The sequence below is a fragment of the Yersinia aleksiciae genome (assembly GCF_001047675.1).
Taxonomy (GTDB): domain Bacteria; phylum Pseudomonadota; class Gammaproteobacteria; order Enterobacterales; family Enterobacteriaceae; genus Yersinia; species Yersinia aleksiciae.
In genome coordinates this window covers 2,313,765-2,334,785 of the sequence record NZ_CP011975.1, presented here as the reverse complement: position 1 = coordinate 2,334,785, position 21,021 = coordinate 2,313,765, and the positions used below count along the sequence as shown (strand labels likewise).

Here is a 21,021-nt window from a genome sequence, read left to right as displayed (position 1 = left end):
AGCTTATCCCTGCTCTTTGTCGTGACTCTTAGTTTCTTCAGCTTTGACTACCGGCTGCTGTTTTTCAGTAATTGATTTTGCAAAATCAGCATCGTTGCTGGTTTTGTCAGCATTCGTTGGAGGGGTTTGTGGATCATCACCTATGGCCTTTTTAAAGCCCTTGATAGACGCCCCCAGATCTGACCCCAGCGTCCGCAGTTTGTTTGTACCAAACAGCAGAACGACGATCACGGCAATGATTAACAACTGCCAAATGCTTATACCACCCATTACATACACCTCTATTTACAGGGGTTATTCCACAGAAAACCATATTATACGTTATATAGCTTTTGTGAATACTAATCTAACTTACCGCACTTTGAACTAGCCCATAATCTGGCACTTTGAGCGATAAATATTTTAACGAGTACGTCGCCAACCAACGAACCAAGCCAGTACTCCCGCAGCGATGAACCCTATAGATATTTCGGCTGCATTGGCCAAGAATAAAATAGTACCGCTCACTAATAGTGTAGCGCCAACACCAAACAAATACCGTGACTGTCCCTGACGTTGTTGCTGCCCTTGTATCTGTATAGTGAGTTTATCCACACTTTGTTGTAATAATTTATGCTGCTGTAAGCTGTCGTAAACCAGTTCTGGCAACTCAGGAAATTTTTCAGCCCAGAAAGGCGCTTTTTCTTTCAATGCACGGAGCACTGCCGGTAGACCGACTTGATCCCGTAGCCAACTTTCAAGGAAAGGTTTGGCCGTCGTCCAAAGATCAAGCTGAGGGTATAACTGACGCCCTAAGCCTTCGACATATAACAAGGTTTTCTGCAACAGCACGAGCTGCGGTTGCACTTCCATGTTAAAACGGCGCGCAGTATTAAAGAGATTCAACAGCACATGCCCGAATGATATCTCTGCCAGTGGTTTTTCGAAAATAGGCTCACAAACAGTGCGGATAGCGAACTCGAAATCTTCAACATTGGTATCACGGGGAACCCAGCCTGAATCAACATGTAATTCCGCAACCCGTCGGTAGTCGCGGTTAAAGAAAGCAATAAAGTTTTCAGCAAGATAACGCTTATCCGCTTTATTCAGTGAGCCGACGATACCGCAGTCAATGCCGATATAAAGTGGATCATGAGGATGCTCATAGCTGACAAAAATATTCCCTGGATGCATATCTGCATGGAAAAAACTGTCGCGGAAAACCTGAGTGAAGAAGACTTGAACCCCGCGCTCAGCCAGCAGTTTCATATTTGTGCCTTGAGCTTCCAAAGCAGCAATATCAGATACTGGGATGCCGTAAATCCGCTCCATCACCAAGACACTTTCCCGGCAATAGTCTGAATAGACTTCGGGGATATAGAGCATGGGACTGTTTTCAAAATTACGGCGCAATTGAATGGCGTTAGCCGCTTCACGCAGCAGGTTTAGCTCATCAAGCAGTGTTTTTTCGTATTCACGCACCACTTCGCGTGGACGCAATCTACGTCCATCGGGTAGAAGTTTGGGGACCCAGCCTGCCAAACGGTACATCAAGCGCACGTCAGCCTTGATAATCGGCAAGATATCAGGGCGAATAACTTTAAGCACCACTTCCTGACCGTTATGCTTTAAGCGCGCGGTGTGTACTTGAGCAATAGAAGCGGAAGCCAGTGCTTGCTGGTCAAAATCGTCAAACCATGTTTCTAAAGGCCCACCCATCGCGATTTCAATGTGCTTTCTGGCAAGTGCGCCATCAAAGGGAGCAACCCGATCCTGTAACATTGCAAGTTGATCGGCTATTGTCGGTGGAAAGAGATCTCGGCGGGTGGACATCATCTGACCAAACTTGATCCAGACTGGTCCTAATTCTTGCAAGGCAAGGCGTAAGCGCTCACCCAAAGGCATCTCTTTATGGCGATTTGGCAGCCAGAAAAACAGATAACGACCAATGCGTAGTGGTAGCGTCAAACGTATTTTCGGGATTAATTCATCCAGCCCATAGCTCAAGAAAACCCGAATAATTAGATACAGGCGCCGAAGTTCTCCTGGCGTCATTGTTTTGTCTCCATGGTTGCCAATCTGGCACTCAAAGCCTCAGTCGCTCGGGCTGTGGCATCAACTTCTTCGTTAAACCACACCACTTCCAGTGGCGCTGGAGCCATTTTCCATTCTTCAGTTATCGCTTCAGCAAGATAGTGTTTCTGCTGTCGCAATTGCTCACGGAAAAAATGGCTACTCTTATGTACCACCTGCCCAATGGTTTCTGCTGCAATATCACCGATATAGGGTGCCAGCCATTCAGCAGGATCCCACTCAGCGAGGTCCAAAAGAGCAACAAGTTGTTGAACGACCTGAATGTCACCTTCGACGATCAGTTCACCACTACGCATTAGAGGTGAAAGTTGCTGCCGATCACGCAGTTTTGCCAACACAGCAACTTCCGTTTTTACTATGCAGTCCGCATCACCATCCCATTGACTTAAAACATCCACCTGTCGTTCGCTGAATATGAGTAGCAAAGGAAAGCTCATCTCACGTAGTTCGATACGCAAGACCTTCCCCACCAAACGTAAACGCGCAGCTTTCATACTCTTATCGCGAAATAGCACACTATTTAATGATGTTTCTATAGTGGCTGTTACGAGTGGCGACAACCGTCTTGGTTTTAATGAAAATGGCTTAAATAACAGTGTTCTTAGCGGCATATCCATATTCCTGTTAAAACTTAAAGCCCCGATGTAAGGCAACAATGCCACCGGTTAAATTGGAATAAGTTACGTTTTCGAACCCAGCATCAATCATCATGCCTTTGAGTGTTTCTTGATCAGGGTGCATCCGAATAGATTCCGCCAAATAACGGTAACTTTCAGAATCCTGAGCCACAAGCTCACCAATTTTGGGCAAGATATGGAAGGAGTAAGCATCATAGGCTTTGCTCAAAGGCTCCAAAAGCGGTTTGGAGAATTCAAGAACGAGTAAACGACCACCGGGTTTTAAGACTCGAAACATTGAACGCAGCGCTTTTTCTTTTTCGGTGACATTTCTCAAACCAAATGAAATAGTAATGCAATCAAAGTAATTATCAGGGAAAGGTAGTGCCTCAGCATTGGCCTGCACATAGCTGACATTACCAACAATACCTTTGTCACGCAGCTTTTCACGGCCCATACGCAACATAGATTCATTGATATCAGCTAGAACCACTTCACCTTGCTCACCTACAAGGCGAGAGAACTTGGCCGTCAAATCTCCAGTGCCACCAGCTAGATCTAATACCCGCTGACCGCGACGGACACCGCTACAGTCAATGGTAAAACGCTTCCAAATACGGTGAACGCCGAACGACATCAGGTCATTCATCAGATCGTATTTAGCGGCTACGGAATGAAAAACTTCTGCCACCATGCCTTCTTTTTTTTCTTTGGCTACGGTGCGGAAACCAAAATGAGTGGTTTCCTTCTCCTGATCTACCATTTTTTATGCCTGCTTTTCAGTCAATCTTTCGAGGAAGTGTACCAGAACTCCAATGAAAGCCCCACTTCACCTGGCATTAAGGCGACTACTTAACCGCAGTCTTCTCGACATCCTTTAGAAGAGGAGCATGCAACTAACCCTGATACTTCAGCGGTGTGGGATCATCTATACCCGTCTTACTGGGGTATGCTTCTGATTCCGCATCATCGGATAGCGCTAAATCACCCTCTGGTTGATCTTCCATGCTGGCTTTCTCTGCCAATGATGGACTGATAGGCCGTTTTACTTCGACCCCCAGAGTGCGAAAACCTTCAACTTGCCCTATCAGATTACCACGGCCTTGCGACAGTTTGTTCATTGCCTGACGATAACTTAGCTGTGCTTTATCGAGGCTTTGCCCCAATGACTCCATATCATCAACAAATAAACGTAATTTGTCATAGAGTTTGGCGGCCCTTTCAGCGATACGTTGTGCGTTTTGGCTTTGATGCTCGTAGCGCCATAAATTAGTGATAGTCCGTAAAGCCACCAGCAATGTTGTTGGGCTAACCAACATAATGTTGTGCTGTAGCGCCTCACTGATCAATTCGGGTTGGCGGTCGATAGCCACCAAAAAGGCAGGCTCTACTGGGATAAACATCAATACATAATCCAGTGAGCGTAAGCCAGGCAGTTGTTGATAATCCTTGCGACCTAACATTCTGATATGGGCACGCAGCGACGATAAATGTTCATTCAATGCGACTTCTCGCTCAGCATCATCCTCACTATTAAAGTAACGCTCATAAGCCACCAGCGACATTTTGGCATCAATAACAACATCTTTCCCCTGCGGCAAGCGGACGATAACATCCGGCTGCATACGGCTATTGCTATCAATTTTTACACTCACCTGAGTTTGATACTCATAACCTTCACGCAGCCCTGATGCTTCCAACACTTTAGCCAGCACCACTTCGCCCCAGTTCCCCTGAGTTTTATTATCTCCTTTTAGAGCCTTGGTGAGGTTTAGTGCTTCTCGTGCCATTTGGGCATTGAGTTGTTGTAGGCTACGAATTTCATGGGTCAGCGTGTGGCGTTCTCGAGCTTCCTGCCCAAAACTGTCCTGAACTTGGCGGCGGAAGCCATCTAGCTGTTCCCGTAAGGGCAACAACAAGCGGTCCAAACTCTGCTTATTTTGTTCATCTGCCCGCCGTCCCGTCTGTTCAAAAATACGGTTAGCCAGATTTTCGAATTGCGTGGTCAGCCGCTGTTCACTGTTAAGGAGTAAACGCTGCTTCTCTTCTGCGGTCAGGCGCGTCTCTTCAAGGCGAATGGTCACTTCCCGCAGCTCTGCCTCTTGGGCGCTATTCACTTCTCTTTGAGCACGCAACTCTTGATTGAGTTGATCACATTCACTACGCCAATGAGCCAACTGTTGCAGTTTTTCAGCATTGGCTGCGAGTTGACTGTGCAAATTGCGCAGCTCCAACTCATCTTGCCGTAATTGCTGCTCATTACGTTGCAAGGTCACCTGTAAATCCAGCGTATTCTGCTGAGCTTGCTGTAGTGTCTGCTCCAGTAATCGCCGCTCAATATCTTGTTGTGCTTTGTTGCGCTGCTGATACAAGCTGGCAATCAACCAACCTATCAGCCCGCCAATTAAGCAGCCCCCCAGCCCATAAAATAAACTGATATCCACGGTTATCTCCCCATTAACCTAATGTCAGTCAAGGTAAGGGGATACTGTATGGATGTCCAGAGTGTTTTTCCGTTACATTCCGTCTTGCGAAGCTGTGCGCATAAATAACAAGCAGATAAAAAAGCACTCGCTATTTTGCGCAAGATTAGGCTAAAACTGTCACCCGTTGGCCACCGGCATGCCATTTATGGACTTAATCTATCCAGCGAGAAAACCACTGAATACCGAATGCGCCTGGGGCCAGAATGCCAAATGCCCAAATAAGGGCAGAAGTGATATTAGCTAATTGGAAATAGAATTTTGGCATGGCACAGATGCCCGCAACCAAAGGAACGACTGCGCGTAATGGGCCAAAGAAGCGGCCAATAAAGGCACCAAAGAACCCCCAGCGCTCAAAAAACGCATGGCCGCGCACCAGTAACTGGGGATTGCGGGAGAGTGGCCACAGGGTGCTGACACGGTCTTTGTAATGGATGCCAACCCAGTATGAGACCCAATCGCCAAAAAAAGCACCGGCGGAGGCGGCGGCCCAAATTGGCCAGAATGAGATACCACTTTCACCAATTAGCGCCCCCAGTCCAAGCAAGATAACCGTTGCAGGCAGCAGTAAGGAAAGGAAGGCGAGGGACTCACCAAAAGCGAGAATAAAGACGATAGGCATGGCCCATGACTCATGTTCGCGAACAAAATCAATAGTGATAGTAATGATGTCATTCAGTGTCACATGCGTTTTCCTATTGTTAATAAGGTGACCATTAGCATACTCAATGTATTGCTAACTTGGCTTAACAAATAATAAACGGCCGGAAGATTCCGACCGCTTATATAGGTTAACGCAGGAATCAGTAAAAACAGAGATATCAGGCGTTCGCAGTCACCACTTTATTGCCAGTCATCTCGGCAGACCTGCGAATCCACAGTTCACGCCATTTTTTCAGTGCTGATATCAGAATAATGACACCCAGCGTCATCATGATAATAGAGATAATGCCGTTGAACAGGTTGTAACCCTTCGCTGCTGAGTTGAAGTACACGTGAGTGATCATCCAGTAGCCCGCGTAGTTTACGGTCACGAACAGATAAGCGAGAGGAATCACACAGGTCAGCATATATATACGCTTGGTTGCCAACCGCAGAATAATAGTGGCACCAATGATTAAACCAACAGAGGCCATTAACTGGTTAGATACACCGAATAGCGCCCAAACCGAGTTGATGTCACCCGAGTTAAGGAGATAACCCCATAACGCACAAGCGATAACACTACATGCCAAGGTGCCAGGTAACCAGTCGGTACGTTTCAGTGGTGCCCAGATGTCACCCAAGAAATCTTGCAGTAAGTAGCGGGCAACACGAGTGCCGGAGTCAACGGCGGTTAGGATAAATACAGCTTCAAACATAACAACAAACTGGAAGAAGTAAGCTGCCATGCTACTGAACCATGGCACACGAATAAAGATATCCGTCATACCAACCGCTAAGGTGACAGCACCACCAGTACGGCCATAGAGATCCAGACCAATTTCTTGGCTCAACTGTGGCAGGTTAACCACTTCCATACCCAGCAAGCTCCAGGCTTCGGCGGAAGAGTTAATTGCAAAGTAGTCAGCAGGATGCAGAGAAGTTGCCGCGATCAGGGCCATAACCCCAACCATACATTCGGCCAGCATCGCACCAAAGCCAACGGGTAAGATATCGCTCCACTTGTCGATCTGTTTTGGCGTTGTCCCTGAGCCGATAAAGGCATGGAAACCAGAAATAGCACCACAAGCAATGGTGATAGAGATAAACGGCCAGACTGGGCCTGCCAGAACTGGGCCACCACCATGGATAAATTGTGTTAATGCTGGGAATTGAATTTCGGGGTTAATAAATACAACACCAACAATCAGCGCGCCGAACACACCGATTTTCATAAAACTGGAAAGGTAACCACGAGGAGTCAATAACATCCAAACAGGTAAGGCAGTCGCAAAGAAAGCATACATAGGCAGAATAATACTTACAGTATCTGCTTTCAGCATTAACCAGTCGCCGAGCCAAGTGCCTTCAATGTAAGGGCCGACAAATACGCACACCATAATAGCGGCGATACCGACATAAGAGGCCCCTTTCATGCTTCCGGTCATGCGCTCCCATAAACCTACGCAGATAGCGATCGGGATTGTCATGAATACCGCGAAAGTACCCCAAGGGTTACGTTCCAAGGCATGTACCACAACCATCGATAACCCGGCCATGGTGATAGTGATAATGAACAGCATTGCAAGACCGGTGCACCAGCCAGCGACCGGACCAAGTTCTGATTTAGCGACTTCAGACAGGGATTTCCCTTGATGTCTCATCGACGCAAACAGAACCACGGTATCGTGAACGGCACCGCCGATAACACAACCGATCAGTAGCCACAGGAAGCCGGGTAAATAGCCGTATTGGGCTGCCAGCACAGGGCCAACCAAGGGACCAGCCGCAGCGATTGCTGCAAAGTGGCTACCAAAGTTCACCCATTTTTTAGTCGGAACGTAATCTTTACCATCTTCAAAGGTGTGGGAAGGTGTTACTTCACTGTCATCGACCCGCAGTACCTTACGAACAAAAAAGATACCGTATAAACGGTAGCAGATTGTCAGGATACACGCGGACGCGATAACAAAGGTAATCGCATGTTGCATGAGCATTCTCTCCAGGGAATTTGTCAGGCGTTAACATACGCCTGACGCCTAAGAGAAATATCAGCGATCTGGTTAAGCGGTAGTTTGTATTATTAAGCGGTTAAAAAGAGCCACTCAGTGGTGGCTCAGTGCGAGATAAAAACGGATGAATGGCGAGCAGGAAAACAATTACTCTAAGAAATAGGACTGTAACTTTTCACGCTCGAGGCTGCCTAGACCAAATTCATGTTGCAGCCAATGCTCGCGACTACCATATCGCTCTTGAATGCTACGCAGCGCAGTTTGAATAAACTCTTCTCTAGCTGACAGCACGAAAGCAAATTGTCCTAGCGCCTGATCGTTGAGTTTCAGTGATAGCTCAGCCAGCATATGTTCACGGAAAGGCGTCAGTGTGGTTTCGGTCAACAGGTAGTCTTCTAATACCGTTGATTCATCGGCACCTAGCGCAAATAGCACCAGCGCAGATCCCACACCGGTGCGATCTTTGCCTACAGCGCAATGCTGCACGACACTGGCAGCAGCATGCTCTGATGAAGCACAGTTTTGCAGCAAACCTGTCAGTTGCTTATAAGCCTGATTATTAAACGGCAATCGGTGATAAAGCTCTAACATAAAGGCGCGGGCATCAAATGCCGCTAGCGTCTCATTAGTCAGTTTTTCCAGATTGGCATTCACCTCGCTACTGAGCGGGTTGGCTGGGGTGTTGAGGTAGCTGGCCCCTTGCCACACCACATCGGGTTTGGCCTGAACCTCATCAGCATCACGGTAATCAAGAATTTGAGCAGCAGGGCCGCGACTGAGAACATCACAATCTTTGGCACTCAAGCGATCGAGTGAACCGGAGCGGAATAGCAAGCCTCGCTTGATGCGCCGAGCATCAGCGGCAAGGTTACCCCCGAGATCACGAAAGTTAATGCCACCATCCAGTGGCAACAGGGAAGGATGAGAGAGCGCAGGTTTCGTCATGTTTTCCTCTTATTATTGTCCTTTATGTGAGCTACGACCTTACCAGATAACCGGATAGAATAAAAAACGGGCCAGTAAACTGACCCGCTTCAGACTGCTGACAAACCTCGATGACTCGATCTGGAGCGGTGAGGACGGGCAGAAGAGTAAAGCGTCCGCGCCAGGGAGGGCGCGGTTCGAGCCTCCAGGGAGGGATTGATGGCGTCTTTACGATCTGCCTGTTCTCTCCGCCGCTGGCACTTTGCCAATAACCTCAACGGGCCAGTAAACTGACCCGTTTGTTGCGATTTGATTGGCACTTGGTCCATAAACAGCGAACAGTTACAGCAGGTGGCGCGCCGCTTCTACCACAATTTTCACCGCATGACTTTCGGTCGCTTTCATGGTTTCTTCGTTCGGGATCTCTTGCTGGGTACGGTTGACAATCACCCCGGCGACCATACCGGCACGCAAGCCCTGGCTGGCACACATGGTTAACAAGGTTGCAGATTCCATTTCATAATTCATCACGCCCATAGATTGCCACTCTTCCATGGAGCCTTTAAAACGGCGAACAACACGGCCTGAGAAAGTGTCGTAGCGCTCTTGCCCTGGATAGAAGGTATCTGAAGAGGCGGTCACGCCAATGTGGGTAGTTGCGCCCACTGATTTTGCAGCATTAACCAGTGCGGTTGTGCAGGCAAAATCGGCCACTGCTGGGAACTCCATGGGGGCAAAGTGTAGGCTGGCACCGTCTAAACGCACCGCCGCCGTGGTCACCAAAACATCACCAACATTAATATGTGACTGAATAGCGCCAGTAGTACCAATACGTAGGAAAGTCCGAACACCGAGCTGCGCTAACTCTTCAACGGCAATCGACGTCGAAGGGCCGCCAATACCGGTTGAGCAAACAATTACCGCTTTGCCGTCTAACTCAGCACGCCATGAGGTAAATTCACGATGAGAAGCCAGATGTACTGGGTTATCCATCAATTTAGCGATTTTCTCAACACGCTGTGGATCACCCGGCACGATAGCCAGAGTTGCCCCTTGCAGATCATTTTTAGTCAGGCCCAAGTGAAAAACGTCGGATTTAGCCATGTGTGAGACTCCTCTTTCATGAGAGATGTTGTAGGGAGGTATAAAGGAATACTTTACTCAAAATCATCACATTATTTCGTGACGATAGTCACTTTGATAAAAGAAATGATAATACCGAATACATTACAATCGTGACCAATATCACACTAAATATTAATTCAGGTTATTTATCATCCAAAAACAGTCGCCAGTAGTAGTTATTTTGTATGCAAATAGCAATGATAGAACTCATTGATTAATGTTGTACCAATATCTTTTCAGTATTTTTAGCCTAACTTATCGACCCCCTTTTATGTCACCGCAAAGTGACCGATCACGACAAAACCTGATCCCATTAATCTCAAAGATTACCTATAGTTAAAGTCGATAACGGACAACACCGCAGCAACAGTTTATTGGGTAACTTTTCCTCATCTGCAAGGAGACCACAGTGAAAACTGATCTACTTATGACTCTCAGGCAGGCAGCAGGCGGCTTCACACCTGCGGTAGCGCCATTGGCCTCGACGACCCGCCATACCGATCAACAAGGTATTCACTGCGGAGAAACCACTATTCCGTCTCAGGGTGATGAGTTACCGGCTTATATTGCCAAGCCTGCCCAACACACCGGACCATTTCCCATAGTGATAGTCGTGCAGGAGATTTTTGGCGTACATGAGCATATGCAGGATATCTGCCGCAGGTTGGCGAAGCAGGGATATCTGGCTATCGCACCAGAGTTGTATTTTCGCCAAGGTGACGCCAAAGAATATGACGATATCAATGCGTTAGTTAAAAATCTGGTGAGCAAAGTACCAGACCGTCAAGTCATGGTCGATCTTGATCACACAGCGCACTGGGCCTCTCGCCATGGCGGTGATACCAATAAATTGGCGATTACAGGATTTTGCTGGGGTGGCCGAATCGCCTGGCTGTATGCTGCCCATAACCCGCAGCTCAAAGCCGCCGTAGCTTGGTATGGCAAATTGGTGGGTGAAAAAACCTTACTGCTACCGAAATATCCGGTTGATGTCGCTATCGATCTCAGTGCGCCAGTACTGGGACTGTATGGCGGTAAAGATGGCAGTATCACGCCAGAGCATGTCGACATCATGCGGCAAGCATTGCGCGCCGCAAATGCTGACGCCGAAATCATTGTCTATCCGGAGGCCGGCCACGCGTTTAATTCGGACTATCGCCCCAGCTATCATGCGGAGTCAGCGCTGGATGGCTGGCAGCGAATGCTCGATTGGTTTGCTCAACACGGCGTGGCCGCTAATCCGGTCCCTGAAGAGGGTAAATAGTGCCCACAAAGTGCTGACAAAGTCGATTGAAGGGAAATGTTCCGTTGGGGTCGTAGTCGCGTAAGCGACCGAAGCGCCCCTTCACGTACCTGGCTTGATGCTGAGTTTGTCAATAACCTCAAGGGCGCAATATGCGCCCAAGTCGACAACACAAATCAATCAGATCTGCTCTTCACGTAAACGCTGTGCGGCCAGCACCATGTTTGCCAATGCTTGACGGGTTTCCGGCCAGCCACGAGTTTTCAGACCGCAGTCTGGGTTAACCCACAAACGTTCTGCTGGGATGCGCTGAGCCGCTTTGCGTAATAGTGCTTCAATCCATTCCACACTTGGCACATTCGGCGAATGAATATCATAAACGCCGGGACCAATTTCATTCGGATAGGCGAAATCTTCGAATGATTCCAGCAGCTCCATATCTGAGCGGGAAGTTTCGATGGTAATCACATCCGCATCCAGCGCAGCAATAGAATCCATGATGTCATTGAACTCGCAGTAACACATGTGGGTATGAATTTGGGTATCGTTTTGCGCGACAGCCGCATTCAATTTAAAGGCATCGACCGCCCATTGCAGATAAGCTTGCCAGTCGGCACGGCGCAACGGTAACCCTTCACGCAGTGCTGGCTCATCAATCTGGATGATACCAATACCTGCCTTTTCAAGATCTTCCACTTCATCACGCAGTGCCAGCGCAATTTGTTTGGCGATGGTTTCGCGGCTGACATCTTCGCGTGGGAATGACCAGCACAGAATGGTGACCGGCCCGGTCAACATGCCTTTTACTGGTTTATCCGTCAGCGACTGAGCATATTTCGCCCACTCAACCGTGATGGCTTCTGGGCGGCTGATGTCACCAATAATCACTGGTGGCTTCACACAGCGTGACCCGTAGCTCTGCACCCAACCATTTTGTGTAAACACAAAACCGTCCAGATGCTCGCCAAAATACTCCACCATGTCATTACGTTCAGCTTCACCATGCACCAGCACATCCAGACCCAAACGCTCCTGTTCCGCGATAGCTTGCTTGATATGCTCGCTGATACCGGTGCGGTAGTTTTTCCCGTCCAAACGGCCTTGCTTGAAGTCCAGACGCAGGCCACGGATCTCGGTGGTTTGTGGGAATGAACCGATAGTGGTGGTCGGCCAGGCTGGCAAGTTAAAACGTTTACGCTGCGCTTCAGCGCGGGCTGCATAAGGCAGTTGGCGCTCAATATCTTGGGCAGTGATCGCCGCCAGACGTCGCTCAACTTGTGCATTATGTACACGGCTGGAAGCATGGCGGGCGCGGATTGGCGCACTGTAAGCGGCCAGTTCTGCCAGCTTGGCTTCACTCGGTGCATTCAGCGCCTGAGTCAGTAATGCCAGCTCAGCACATTTTTGCAGGGCAAAGGCGAACCAGCTTTTCACTTCGGCATCAAGACGCGTCTCTTCACTTAAGTCAATCGGGCTATGTAATAGGGAACAGGAGCTGCCAAGCCATAACGGGCGGCTATTAATCAGCGGTTGCAAGCGCTCGAACCAATGACTGAGATCAGCACGCCAGACATTGCGGCCATTGATAACCCCCAGTGATAGCAGCCACTCTTTTGGCAGTTTTGTATTCAGCACCGCAATATCATCCTGACCAGCAACCACATCAACATGCAGACCTTGCACTGGTAGTGCACGGATAGTGTCGAGGTTATGACCGATGCTGTCGAAATAGGTGGTCAGCAGCAATTTAACTTGGCCCTGCAATGCTTGATAAGCCGGTTGATAGGCATCCAGCCACTCTTGCGGAAGTTCCAACACCAGTGCTGGTTCATCAATCTGTACCCACTCGATACCGCGTTTAGCCAGTTCGGCCAAGACTTGCTGGTAAACCGGCAGAATATCTTTCAGCAATGAGAGACGGTCGAACTGTTCACCTTTCACTTTACCCAGCCACAAGTAAGTCACTGGGCCGAGCAGCACAGGTTTAATCTTGTGGCCCAAGGCCAGTGCTTCATCCACTTCATCCAGCAGTTGAGTCCAGCCCAGTTTGAACTGCTGGCCTTGCTGGAACTCCGGCACCATGTAGTGATAGTTGGTATTAAGCCATTTGGTCATTTCTGCTGCAGCCGCTGGCTTGCCAGTAGGTGCGCGGCCACGGCCAATGCGGAATAGGGTATCCAAATCAATTGAGCCATCGGTATTTTGATGGCGATCTGGGACGTTACCCAGCAGCAAACTGGTGGTCAATACATGGTCATACCAAGCAAAGTCGCCCACTGGCACTAAATCAACGCCAGCTTGCTGCTGTTGTTGCCAATGGCGGGCGCGCAATTCACGACCCACATTGAGCAATTCTTCTTGCGTGGAGTTGCCTGCCCAGTAACTTTCTTGTGCTTTTTTCAGTTCACGTTTCAGACCTACACGCGGAAAACCCAGTGTGTGATTTAAAATTGTCATCGTCATATTTCCCATTTAGCCATCCAGATGTTTACACATCCATAATCAGCAGGTACTGTATAATCCACAAGCGCAATTTGTTCACTGTCACTGTGAAGGACTCTCATGATCGAACTGAAACACTTACGCACCTTGCAAGCTTTGCGTAATACCGGCTCGCTGGCGGCGGCGGCGACACAACTTCATCAGACCCAATCGGCCTTGTCCCATCAATTCAGCGATCTGGAACAACGTCTGGGCTTTCGTCTGTTTGTGCGTAAAAGCCAGCCGCTGCGTTTCACCACGCAGGGAGAGATCCTATTGCAGCTGGCAGAACAAGTGCTGCCACAGATAAAACAGGCGCTGCAAACCTGCAACGAGCCGCACCAAACTGCGCTGCGTATCGCCATCGAGTGCCATAGCTGCATTCAATGGCTGACGCCCGCGTTGGATAACTTCCACAAAAACTGGCCGCAAGTGGCGATGGACTTCCAATCCGGCGTGACCTTCGACCCGCAACCCGCCCTGCAACAAGGGGAGCTGGATCTGGTGCTGACATCAGATATTTTGCCGCGCAGTGGTTTGCACTATTCGCCGATGTTTGATTTTGAGGTGCGTTTGGTACTGGCACCAGATCACCCATTAGCCAATAAAGCCCGCATCGAGCCAGAAGATTTAGCGCCAGAAGTGTTGATGATTTACCCGGTGCAGCGGCAGCGATTAGATATCTGGCGGCATTTCCTGCAACCGTCAGGCGTCAATCCGGTGCTGAAAAATGTCGATAACACCTTGCTGCTGATCCAAATGGTGTCCGCAAGGATGGGGATCGCCGCACTCCCCCATTGGGTGGTGGAGAGCTTTGAACGTCAGGGGTTGATTACCACGAAAACACTGGGGGATGGCTTATGGAGCCGGTTATACGCTGCCGTCCGTGATGGAGAGCAGCGACAACCGGTTACTGAGGCGTTTATTCGTTCGGCCCGGCAGCACGCTTGCGATCATCTGCCCTTTGTAAAGAATGCGGAGCGACCCAACGCCGGTGCACCCACAGCGAGGCCATTATCACCGTTGCCCCAATAATAAAGCTGGGCCAATGGGGTTTCTCCTGCCAGATGGCCAGATTCACCAGTAACCCAGCCGGAACATGCACGTTATTCATGATACCCAAGGTGCCGGCATCAACCTGTGTCGCGCCGTAGTTCCACATGAAATAGCCTAAGCCAGAAGCGCCTACCCCGAGCCATACCAGCACGCCCCACTGTAATTCCGTGGTCGGCAGTTTTTGTGGATTGCCAAAAGCAAACCAGGCAAAGACTGCCACTAAAAATGCCCCGACGTAGAACCATGAGAAGGCCACATGCTGCGGGATCGGGTGGACCTCCATTAGCCGCTTGTATCCCACCTGCCCGATGGCAAAACAGAGATTTGCCGCCTGTACCAGCACCAATCCCCACCAAAAATGCTCGCTCAGGTGGTCATAACGAATGATTGCCGCCCCCACTACCGCCAATAATGCACTGAGGGCATAACCCCAACGCAGGCGCTGACGGCGCAGTAAATCATAAATTAAGGTGACATACAGCGGGGTCATCACGGTGAACAGCAAAAATTCCGGCACCGTCAGGTAGAGATAAGCGCGGAAGCTGAATAGGTACATGATACCTAGCTGAATGGCACCCACCACCATGTACAGCAGGATCACCCGCCAGTGGATATTGCGCCAGCGCAGGAATGGCAAAAAGACCAGCGTCGCGAGTCCAACCCGCATCAACACGGAGAACCAGCTATCCACCTGCCCTGCCAGATATTCGCCAATCAGGCTAAAAGAAAATGCCCACAAAATGGTGGTAATGACCAGTAACGGCACGATAATTTGGCTCAATGAGATGATAAAGTGCAATTGTAACGGAAGCGGGACACAAGTTTTTCACCAAGTGCGTTTACATCAGTACAAAAAAGAAGCAATTAGTGTCTCCTCGCAAAAACCCTCAAATACCGGGGCAAGATAGTGAGCGAATTAGGGGTAATACCTGATATTAAAACTCAAGGGCCAGAGCCTACTATTTAGTTAGTGCATCAAGATCTGTTAAGAAGAATTGAGTATTGATTACTTACCTGCACCAGGGAGTACTTATGGATCATCGTCTTTCAGTAATGATATCCGACTTGAGCAAACGACTAGAAATTGAAGAGCTCTCTTTTGATGAAAGAGGTTGCCTGACTTTAGCCATTGGCGACAAAGCGCTTTTGATAGAGGAGGCTGGCGATGGGCTAGTGCTTACAGGGTATGTCGCCTCGCTTCAGGATTGTTTATCAGAACATTTGCTCACACTATGTTTAATATCGAACCTCAATGCCTTAAGACTAAGAGCCGCAGTGCTCTGCATTGAGGAGACCACAATGTCTTTGATCTTACAGCAGCGTGTTTACCTTTCCGATTATTCTGCACAAGAGCTACTGGCTGCAATTGAGTGTTTTATCAAACAGCTAGTACAAATGAGTGACACAATTAGCGATTCAAGTTTTTTGAGCTCAACTCCCCCCGCTTTGGCAGTGAAGTAACACCGTGAATATCCTTGATACGCGACTTAACACTGAAGCTAGCCCATCCATTACTCGGCATTGAACCCAATCATGAGCAAAATAATGCGAGCTTCAATAAGGTTATTGATGGGAAAATGGTTTCGCTAACCAAAAGCCCACCAGACTAAATCTTAGCAGCGACTATGTACCCATTGGGGGCTACATGCCAACCCCGATAATGGTCAAAATCAGCGGGGTGGTGACCGCGGCTAGAACCGTGGACATCACCAGACTGGCGGCGGCGGGGCCGGTTAGCACATTGAACTGGCGCGACATCAGATAAACATTCACGCCAGTCGCCATTGAACCCAGCAATACCACCACCTGCGTTTCCAGCACGGGTAGATTCATCGCCCACGCCAGCGCCCAAATCACCATCGGCTGAACAATCAATTTAAGGAAACAGATAGCACTGCTGATTTGCCAACCCTCGGTGACTCGATACTCCGCCAGCCCCATGCCCAACACGATCAGTGACAGCGGTGGCGCGACCTGCCCCAGCATGGTGACGGGCTGGTCGATAAACTGCGGCAGTTGCAAACCGGTCAGGCTGAATAAGGTGCCGGAGATAATCCCGATAATCAGCGGATTGGTCAGCACACTACGTGCCGTTTTCACAAAACCCGCCATAGTCGGCGATCCATTGCGCGCCCACTCCACCGAGATTGTCACCAATGTCCATAAAATTAGGCCGTTAAATACCAATACCAACGCCACTGCCGGAATGGATTTCTCCCCCAACATAATGGTGGCGATGGGCAGCCCTAACATCACGTTATTGGAGAAAATCCCACCGAGGGCAAATACCGAACCGGATACACCATCCAGATGAAATACCCGACTGGCGATAATTCGGCCGATAACAAACACCACCAGGCAACTGCCAAAAAAGGCGATCAGCAGGCGGGCATCCACCGCTGGACGCTCGGAGAAATCGCACATCATACGAAACAGCATGGCGGGTAGCGCGAGGGAGAAGACAAAGCGGGTCAGACCATCGGTGATAGTGGATGGCCACTTACCGAATCGCACCAAACAGTACCCCAGAGCAAGCAGAACAAATAACGGTGAAGACAATACAATCTGGTGCCAGAGCGAAATAACAAAGGCGGGCATGAGTCACGTCCTGTCAAACTGGGCCAAGTCAGCCCATAAGCATTAAGAATGGCTAGCCTGGCCTGGCCTGCTCTGTTTAGATCAAAGTCATTGGCGTTACAGGTAGGCAGCAAGCTAGCTAATCCCGATCAGCATACTCAAGTATGTGATTCGGATTAGTGCGCGCGGCTAACGCCCCTGTAGCTTCAAGGACGAGGATAGATTAAATCTATACGGTCGGTACAGACACAGTCAACGCCCCAATTTAACAATTCTTGCGCGCGATCAGGTTGGTTGACGGTATACACCAAAATACGCAGCCCAGCGGTCTTGATCAACGCCACTCGCTCAGCCGTCAGTTGTTTGTGGTTGATGTGCAATGAGGCGCAATCTAGCTGCTGGGTCAGGGCCCGCCAATTATCATCCCATTTATCCAGCAATAGCCCACGCGGCAGCTCAGGTGCAGCCTGCTGCGCGGCGGCTAAAGCCTCGAATGAGAACGACGACAGTAGCGGCGCTATCGCCTGATCTTGCCACAACTGACGAGCCGCCAGCGCGATAGCTCGCCCAGTGACCACTTCCGCACCGGTAGTCGGTTTAATTTCGATATTCGCCGCCATGCCGTACTGCGCACAACGAGCCGCCACTTCTGATAGCAGTGGTAAGTGCTCACCCCGAAACTTCGGGCTATACCAGTCGCCAGCGTCCAACTGAATCAGTTTTTCCCACGGCAAGTCGCCTGCGATGCCCCAACCATTGCTGGTCCGCTCCAGCGTGTCATCGTGCAGCAGAAATATCTGGCCGTCTTGCGATAGCTTGGCGTCGAACTCAATCATTTTGTGACCATGACGCGCGCCGACATCAATGGCCGCCAAGGTGTTTTCCGGTGCCAATGCGCCGCCGCCCCGATGGGCAACAATGGTCGGATAAGGCCAGTTTTTACTCATGATTCCATCCGTAGTCCGCTATCTGAATCAAAAAAGTGCAGCGCCGCTGGTGGGAGGGATAAGTGCAGCACACTGCCCGCTACCGGCATCTCTTCGTGGGATAAACGGGCGATGATACTTTGCCCGCCCCACTGGCCGTGCGCCAGATTGTCCGCCCCCAATAACTCCAGAGTTAACAGCTCCATCGGCACACCCAACGCTGAAGTGGTTTGCTGAATATGCTCCGGACGGATACCCAGGGTCAAGCGCCGAGCGGCCCATTGTGGCCGAGTCATTTCCAGTGGCAAGCGCATCCCATCCGATAAAATAAACGCGCTCCCGTCCGCACTGACAGTTCCGGCGAACAGATTCATGGCGGGTGAGCCGATAAAACTGGCGACAAACAGTGACGCGGGCCGCTGGTAAACTTCGCTCGGCGTACCAATTTGCTCCGCCACGCCTTTGTTCATCACAATGACCCGCTGAGCGAGGGTCATCGCCTCCACTTGGTCATGAGTCACGTACAAACTGGTGGTTTTCAGCCGACGGTGCAGCTGTTGCAGTTCCAGTCGCATCTGCACTCGCAACTTAGCATCCAGATTAGACAGCGGCTCATCAAACAAGAAAACCGCCGGTTCACGCACGATGGCACGCCCCATCGCCACCCGCTGTCGCTGACCGCCAGATAACTCGCGCGGTTTGCGTTTGAGTAGCGGCTCCAGCTCCAGAATCCGAGCGGCTTCGTCAACGCGCTGGCGGATCTGCTCTTTGCCAAACCCCCGGATTTTCAAGCCATACGCCATGTTGTCGAACACGCTCATGTGGGGATACAGCGCGTAGTTCTGGAATACCATGGCGATGCCGCGATCTTTCGGTTCCAGATCGGTAACCCGCTGATGATCGATATAGATATCGCCGCTGGTGGTGCGCTCAAGCCCCGCAACCATACGCAGCAGTGTCGATTTGCCACAACCTGAGGGGCCAACCATCACGATGAATTCACCGTCGGCGACATCCAAATCAATCTGTTTAATCACTGGCGTGATGCCATCGTAAGATTTAGTGACTGCCTGAAGCTTTAAACATGCCATATCAGATTACTTCTCACTGTCTACCAGGCCGCGTACAAACCAACGCTGCATTATAAGGACCACCACGACCGGTGGAATTAAGGTCAGAATCATCGCCGCCATCACCTGATTCCACTGGGTGGGTGCACCCGAGCTAGAGATCATGCTGCGGATCCCCGCCACCGCCGTGCCCATGGAGGCATCGCTGGTAATCAGGATTGGCCAGAGATATTGGTTCCAACCATAGATAAATGTGATAACAAACAGCGCGGCCAAATTGGTTTTTGACAGCGGCAAGACGATGTCCCAAAAAAAGCGCATCGCCCCTGCGCCATCGATGCGCGCGGCTTCCAATAGCTCATCCGGCAGGGTCATAAAAAACTGACGGAAGAGGAACGTGGCGGTGGCTGACGCCATTAGCGGCAGAGTCAGACCGGTGTAGCTGTCGAGCATATTCAGATCCGCAATCACCTGAATTGTCGGGAAAATCCGCACCTCGACTGGCAACATCAACGTCAGAAATATCAGCCAAAAAAACAGATTGCGCAGCGGAAAGCGGAAGTAAACGATGGCGTACGCCGAGAGCATCGACACCGTGATTTTGCCGACGGTAATCGCAAACGCCATCACAAAACTGTTCAGCAGCATCAACCCGAAAGGTGCGCTGTTATTGCCCACCCCCGCGTGCCAAATGTGGCTGATGTTCTGCCACAAATGTGGCCCAGGGATCAGGGTCATTGGCACCTGAAACACCTGAGTGTCATCCAGAGAGGCCGCCACAAAAGCCACATAGAGCGGGAACAAAATAAGAAGCACGCCGATAATCAGCATAATGTGGCAAAAAATATCCAGCCCACGACGATTTTCAATCATTGGTAACGCACCTTACGCTCAACAAAGCGGAACTGGATAACCGTCAGGCCAATCACCAGCAACATCAACACCACCGATTGGGCGGCAGAGCTGGATAAATCCAGTCCGGCAAAACCTTCGCGATAGATTTTATAGATCAGGGTGGTGGTCGCCTGCACCGGGCCACCGCCGGTCGCCGCGTCAATAACCGGGAAGGTATCGAAAAAGGCGTAAACCAGATTCACCACCAGCAGGAAGAAACTGACCGGGGATATCAGCGGCAAGACCAGATTGAAGAAGCGCCGCACCGGTCCGGCACCGTCAATAGCGGCAGCCTCAACCAGTGAGCGGGGTATGGATTGCAAAGCTGCGAGGAAAAACAGGAAGTTATAGCTGATTTGCTTCCAGACCGAGGCTAACACCACCAGAAACATCGCCTGCCCGCTATTCTGTGCATGGTTCCAGTTGTAACCGAGCGTAGCAAGGAAGTGGGTGATCAAACCCAGCCCCGGATTGAATAAAAAGATCCATAAAACGGCAGCCACCGCAGGGGCCACAGCATAGGGCAGAATCATTAAGGTTTGATAGATACGGCTGCCGCGCACCACGTAATCCACCATTGCAGCCAGAAATAGCGACACAATCAGGCCGATCCCCGCCACCAATGAACTGAAAATCAGCGTGGTGTAAAACGAGGCTAAATAGTATTCGTCCTGAAAGAGCTGAATAAAGTTGCTCAGCCCAACAAATTCACTGGAGAGGCCGAATGGGTCCAGCATTTGCACCGAATACCACAGGGCTTCACCCGCAGGCCATAGAAAGAAAACCGCCGTGATAGCCAGTTGAGGAAACACCAACAGGTAAGGCAACCAACTACAGGAGAAACCGGGACGGGAAGATGACATAAAATTAACCGTTTATCTGACAGGGTGCTCGTGCG

General features: G+C 50.0%; 19 protein-coding genes. 3 read left to right on the top strand and 16 right to left on the bottom strand.

The window, feature by feature from the left end:
- Positions 1-3: 3 nt before the first annotated feature.
- The 9 genes from tatA to udp form a co-directional block, all read right to left on the bottom strand.
- A complete protein-coding gene (tatA, locus tag ACZ76_RS10525) occupies positions 4-270 on the bottom strand; it encodes a Sec-independent protein translocase subunit TatA (protein WP_048618903.1) in 267 nt (88 codons plus the stop codon).
- 132 nt (positions 271-402) lie between these two features.
- Positions 403-2,034, bottom strand: a complete 1,632-nt coding sequence (ubiB, locus tag ACZ76_RS10520) for a ubiquinone biosynthesis regulatory protein kinase UbiB (protein WP_048618902.1) — start codon at positions 2,032-2,034, stop codon at positions 403-405.
- Positions 2,031-2,684: a ubiquinone biosynthesis protein UbiJ gene (gene ubiJ / locus ACZ76_RS10515; protein ID WP_048618901.1), complete on the bottom strand. Its 654-nt coding sequence runs from the start codon at positions 2,682-2,684 to the stop codon at positions 2,031-2,033. Before ubiJ ends, ubiB begins: the two co-directional genes overlap by 4 nt.
- Before the next feature lie 13 nt (positions 2,685-2,697).
- Positions 2,698-3,453 (bottom strand): bifunctional demethylmenaquinone methyltransferase/2-methoxy-6-polyprenyl-1,4-benzoquinol methylase UbiE, encoded by a 756-nt coding sequence (ubiE, locus tag ACZ76_RS10510; RefSeq protein WP_004875874.1) that lies wholly within the window; start codon positions 3,451-3,453, stop codon positions 2,698-2,700.
- A 133-nt stretch (positions 3,454-3,586) separates the two neighbouring features.
- Positions 3,587-5,134: a DNA recombination protein RmuC gene (gene rmuC, locus ACZ76_RS10505; protein WP_048618900.1), complete on the bottom strand. Its 1,548-nt coding sequence runs from the start codon at positions 5,132-5,134 to the stop codon at positions 3,587-3,589.
- Between the two features lie 193 nt (positions 5,135-5,327).
- Complete coding sequence (locus ACZ76_RS10500; protein WP_048618899.1) at positions 5,328-5,858, bottom strand: DedA family protein; 531 nt, start codon at positions 5,856-5,858, stop codon at positions 5,328-5,330.
- Between the two features lie 136 nt (positions 5,859-5,994).
- The gene (locus ACZ76_RS10495; RefSeq protein WP_048618898.1) at positions 5,995-7,806 is read right to left on the bottom strand and encodes a carbon starvation CstA family protein; all 1,812 of its coding nucleotides are present in this window, start codon (positions 7,804-7,806) and stop codon (positions 5,995-5,997) included.
- Between the two features lie 168 nt (positions 7,807-7,974).
- Complete coding sequence (locus tag ACZ76_RS10490; protein WP_048618897.1) at positions 7,975-8,772, bottom strand: tyrosine-protein phosphatase; 798 nt, start codon at positions 8,770-8,772, stop codon at positions 7,975-7,977.
- Positions 8,773-9,093: 321 nt separating this feature from the next.
- Positions 9,094-9,855, bottom strand: coding sequence for a uridine phosphorylase (udp, locus tag ACZ76_RS10485; RefSeq protein WP_004875869.1), 762 nt, complete (start codon positions 9,853-9,855; stop codon positions 9,094-9,096).
- 430 nt (positions 9,856-10,285) lie between these two features.
- Here udp and ACZ76_RS10480 point away from each other — a divergent pair, with 430 nt between their 5' ends.
- On the top strand, positions 10,286-11,140 hold the full coding sequence (locus tag ACZ76_RS10480) for a dienelactone hydrolase family protein (protein ID WP_048618896.1): 855 nt from the start codon (positions 10,286-10,288) through the stop codon (positions 11,138-11,140).
- Positions 11,141-11,299: 159 nt separating this feature from the next.
- Here the strand turns inward: ACZ76_RS10480 and metE are convergent, their stop codons facing one another.
- Positions 11,300-13,576 carry a 5-methyltetrahydropteroyltriglutamate--homocysteine S-methyltransferase gene (gene metE / locus ACZ76_RS10475; RefSeq protein ID WP_074007643.1) on the bottom strand — a complete coding sequence of 759 codons (2,277 nt, stop codon included), beginning with the start codon at positions 13,574-13,576 and terminating at the stop codon, positions 11,300-11,302.
- Between the two features lie 105 nt (positions 13,577-13,681).
- Between metE and metR the strand changes: the two genes are divergently transcribed.
- Entirely contained in the window at positions 13,682-14,635 is a 954-nt protein-coding gene (gene metR, locus ACZ76_RS10470) for an HTH-type transcriptional regulator MetR (protein ID WP_048618894.1), read from the top strand.
- On the opposite strand, the gene ACZ76_RS10465 is transcribed toward metR, so the two are convergent.
- Positions 14,523-15,422, bottom strand: coding sequence for a carboxylate/amino acid/amine transporter (locus ACZ76_RS10465; RefSeq protein ID WP_048618893.1), 900 nt, complete (start codon positions 15,420-15,422; stop codon positions 14,523-14,525). The two genes, metR and ACZ76_RS10465, sit on opposite strands and share 113 nt — an antisense overlap.
- Positions 15,423-15,688: 266 nt before the next feature.
- On the opposite strand from ACZ76_RS10465, the gene ACZ76_RS10460 reads away from it, so the two are divergent.
- Positions 15,689-16,117 carry a type III secretion system chaperone gene (locus ACZ76_RS10460; RefSeq protein ID WP_048618892.1) on the top strand — a complete coding sequence of 143 codons (429 nt, stop codon included), beginning with the start codon at positions 15,689-15,691 and terminating at the stop codon, positions 16,115-16,117.
- 180 nt (positions 16,118-16,297) lie between these two features.
- Here ACZ76_RS10460 and ACZ76_RS10455 read toward each other — a convergent pair whose 3' ends face one another.
- The 5 genes from ACZ76_RS10455 to ugpA all read right to left on the bottom strand — a co-directional run bounded on the left by ACZ76_RS10455 (position 16,298) and on the right by ugpA (position 20,986).
- Positions 16,298-17,254: an AEC family transporter gene (locus tag ACZ76_RS10455; protein ID WP_048618891.1), complete on the bottom strand. Its 957-nt coding sequence runs from the start codon at positions 17,252-17,254 to the stop codon at positions 16,298-16,300.
- A gap of 185 nt (positions 17,255-17,439) precedes the next feature.
- Complete coding sequence (gene ugpQ, locus ACZ76_RS10450) at positions 17,440-18,180, bottom strand: glycerophosphodiester phosphodiesterase (RefSeq protein ID WP_048618890.1); 741 nt, start codon at positions 18,178-18,180, stop codon at positions 17,440-17,442.
- Positions 18,177-19,250, bottom strand: coding sequence for a sn-glycerol-3-phosphate import ATP-binding protein UgpC (locus ACZ76_RS10445; RefSeq protein WP_048618889.1), 1,074 nt, complete (start codon positions 19,248-19,250; stop codon positions 18,177-18,179). Before ACZ76_RS10445 ends, ugpQ begins: the two co-directional genes overlap by 4 nt.
- A gap of 6 nt (positions 19,251-19,256) precedes the next feature.
- Positions 19,257-20,102: a sn-glycerol-3-phosphate ABC transporter permease UgpE gene (gene ugpE, locus ACZ76_RS10440; RefSeq protein ID WP_048618888.1), complete on the bottom strand. Its 846-nt coding sequence runs from the start codon at positions 20,100-20,102 to the stop codon at positions 19,257-19,259.
- Positions 20,099-20,986, bottom strand: a complete 888-nt coding sequence (ugpA, locus tag ACZ76_RS10435) for a sn-glycerol-3-phosphate ABC transporter permease UgpA (RefSeq protein ID WP_048618887.1) — start codon at positions 20,984-20,986, stop codon at positions 20,099-20,101. The genes ugpE and ugpA overlap by 4 nt, the downstream gene beginning before the upstream one ends.
- Positions 20,987-21,021: the final 35 nt, after the last annotated feature.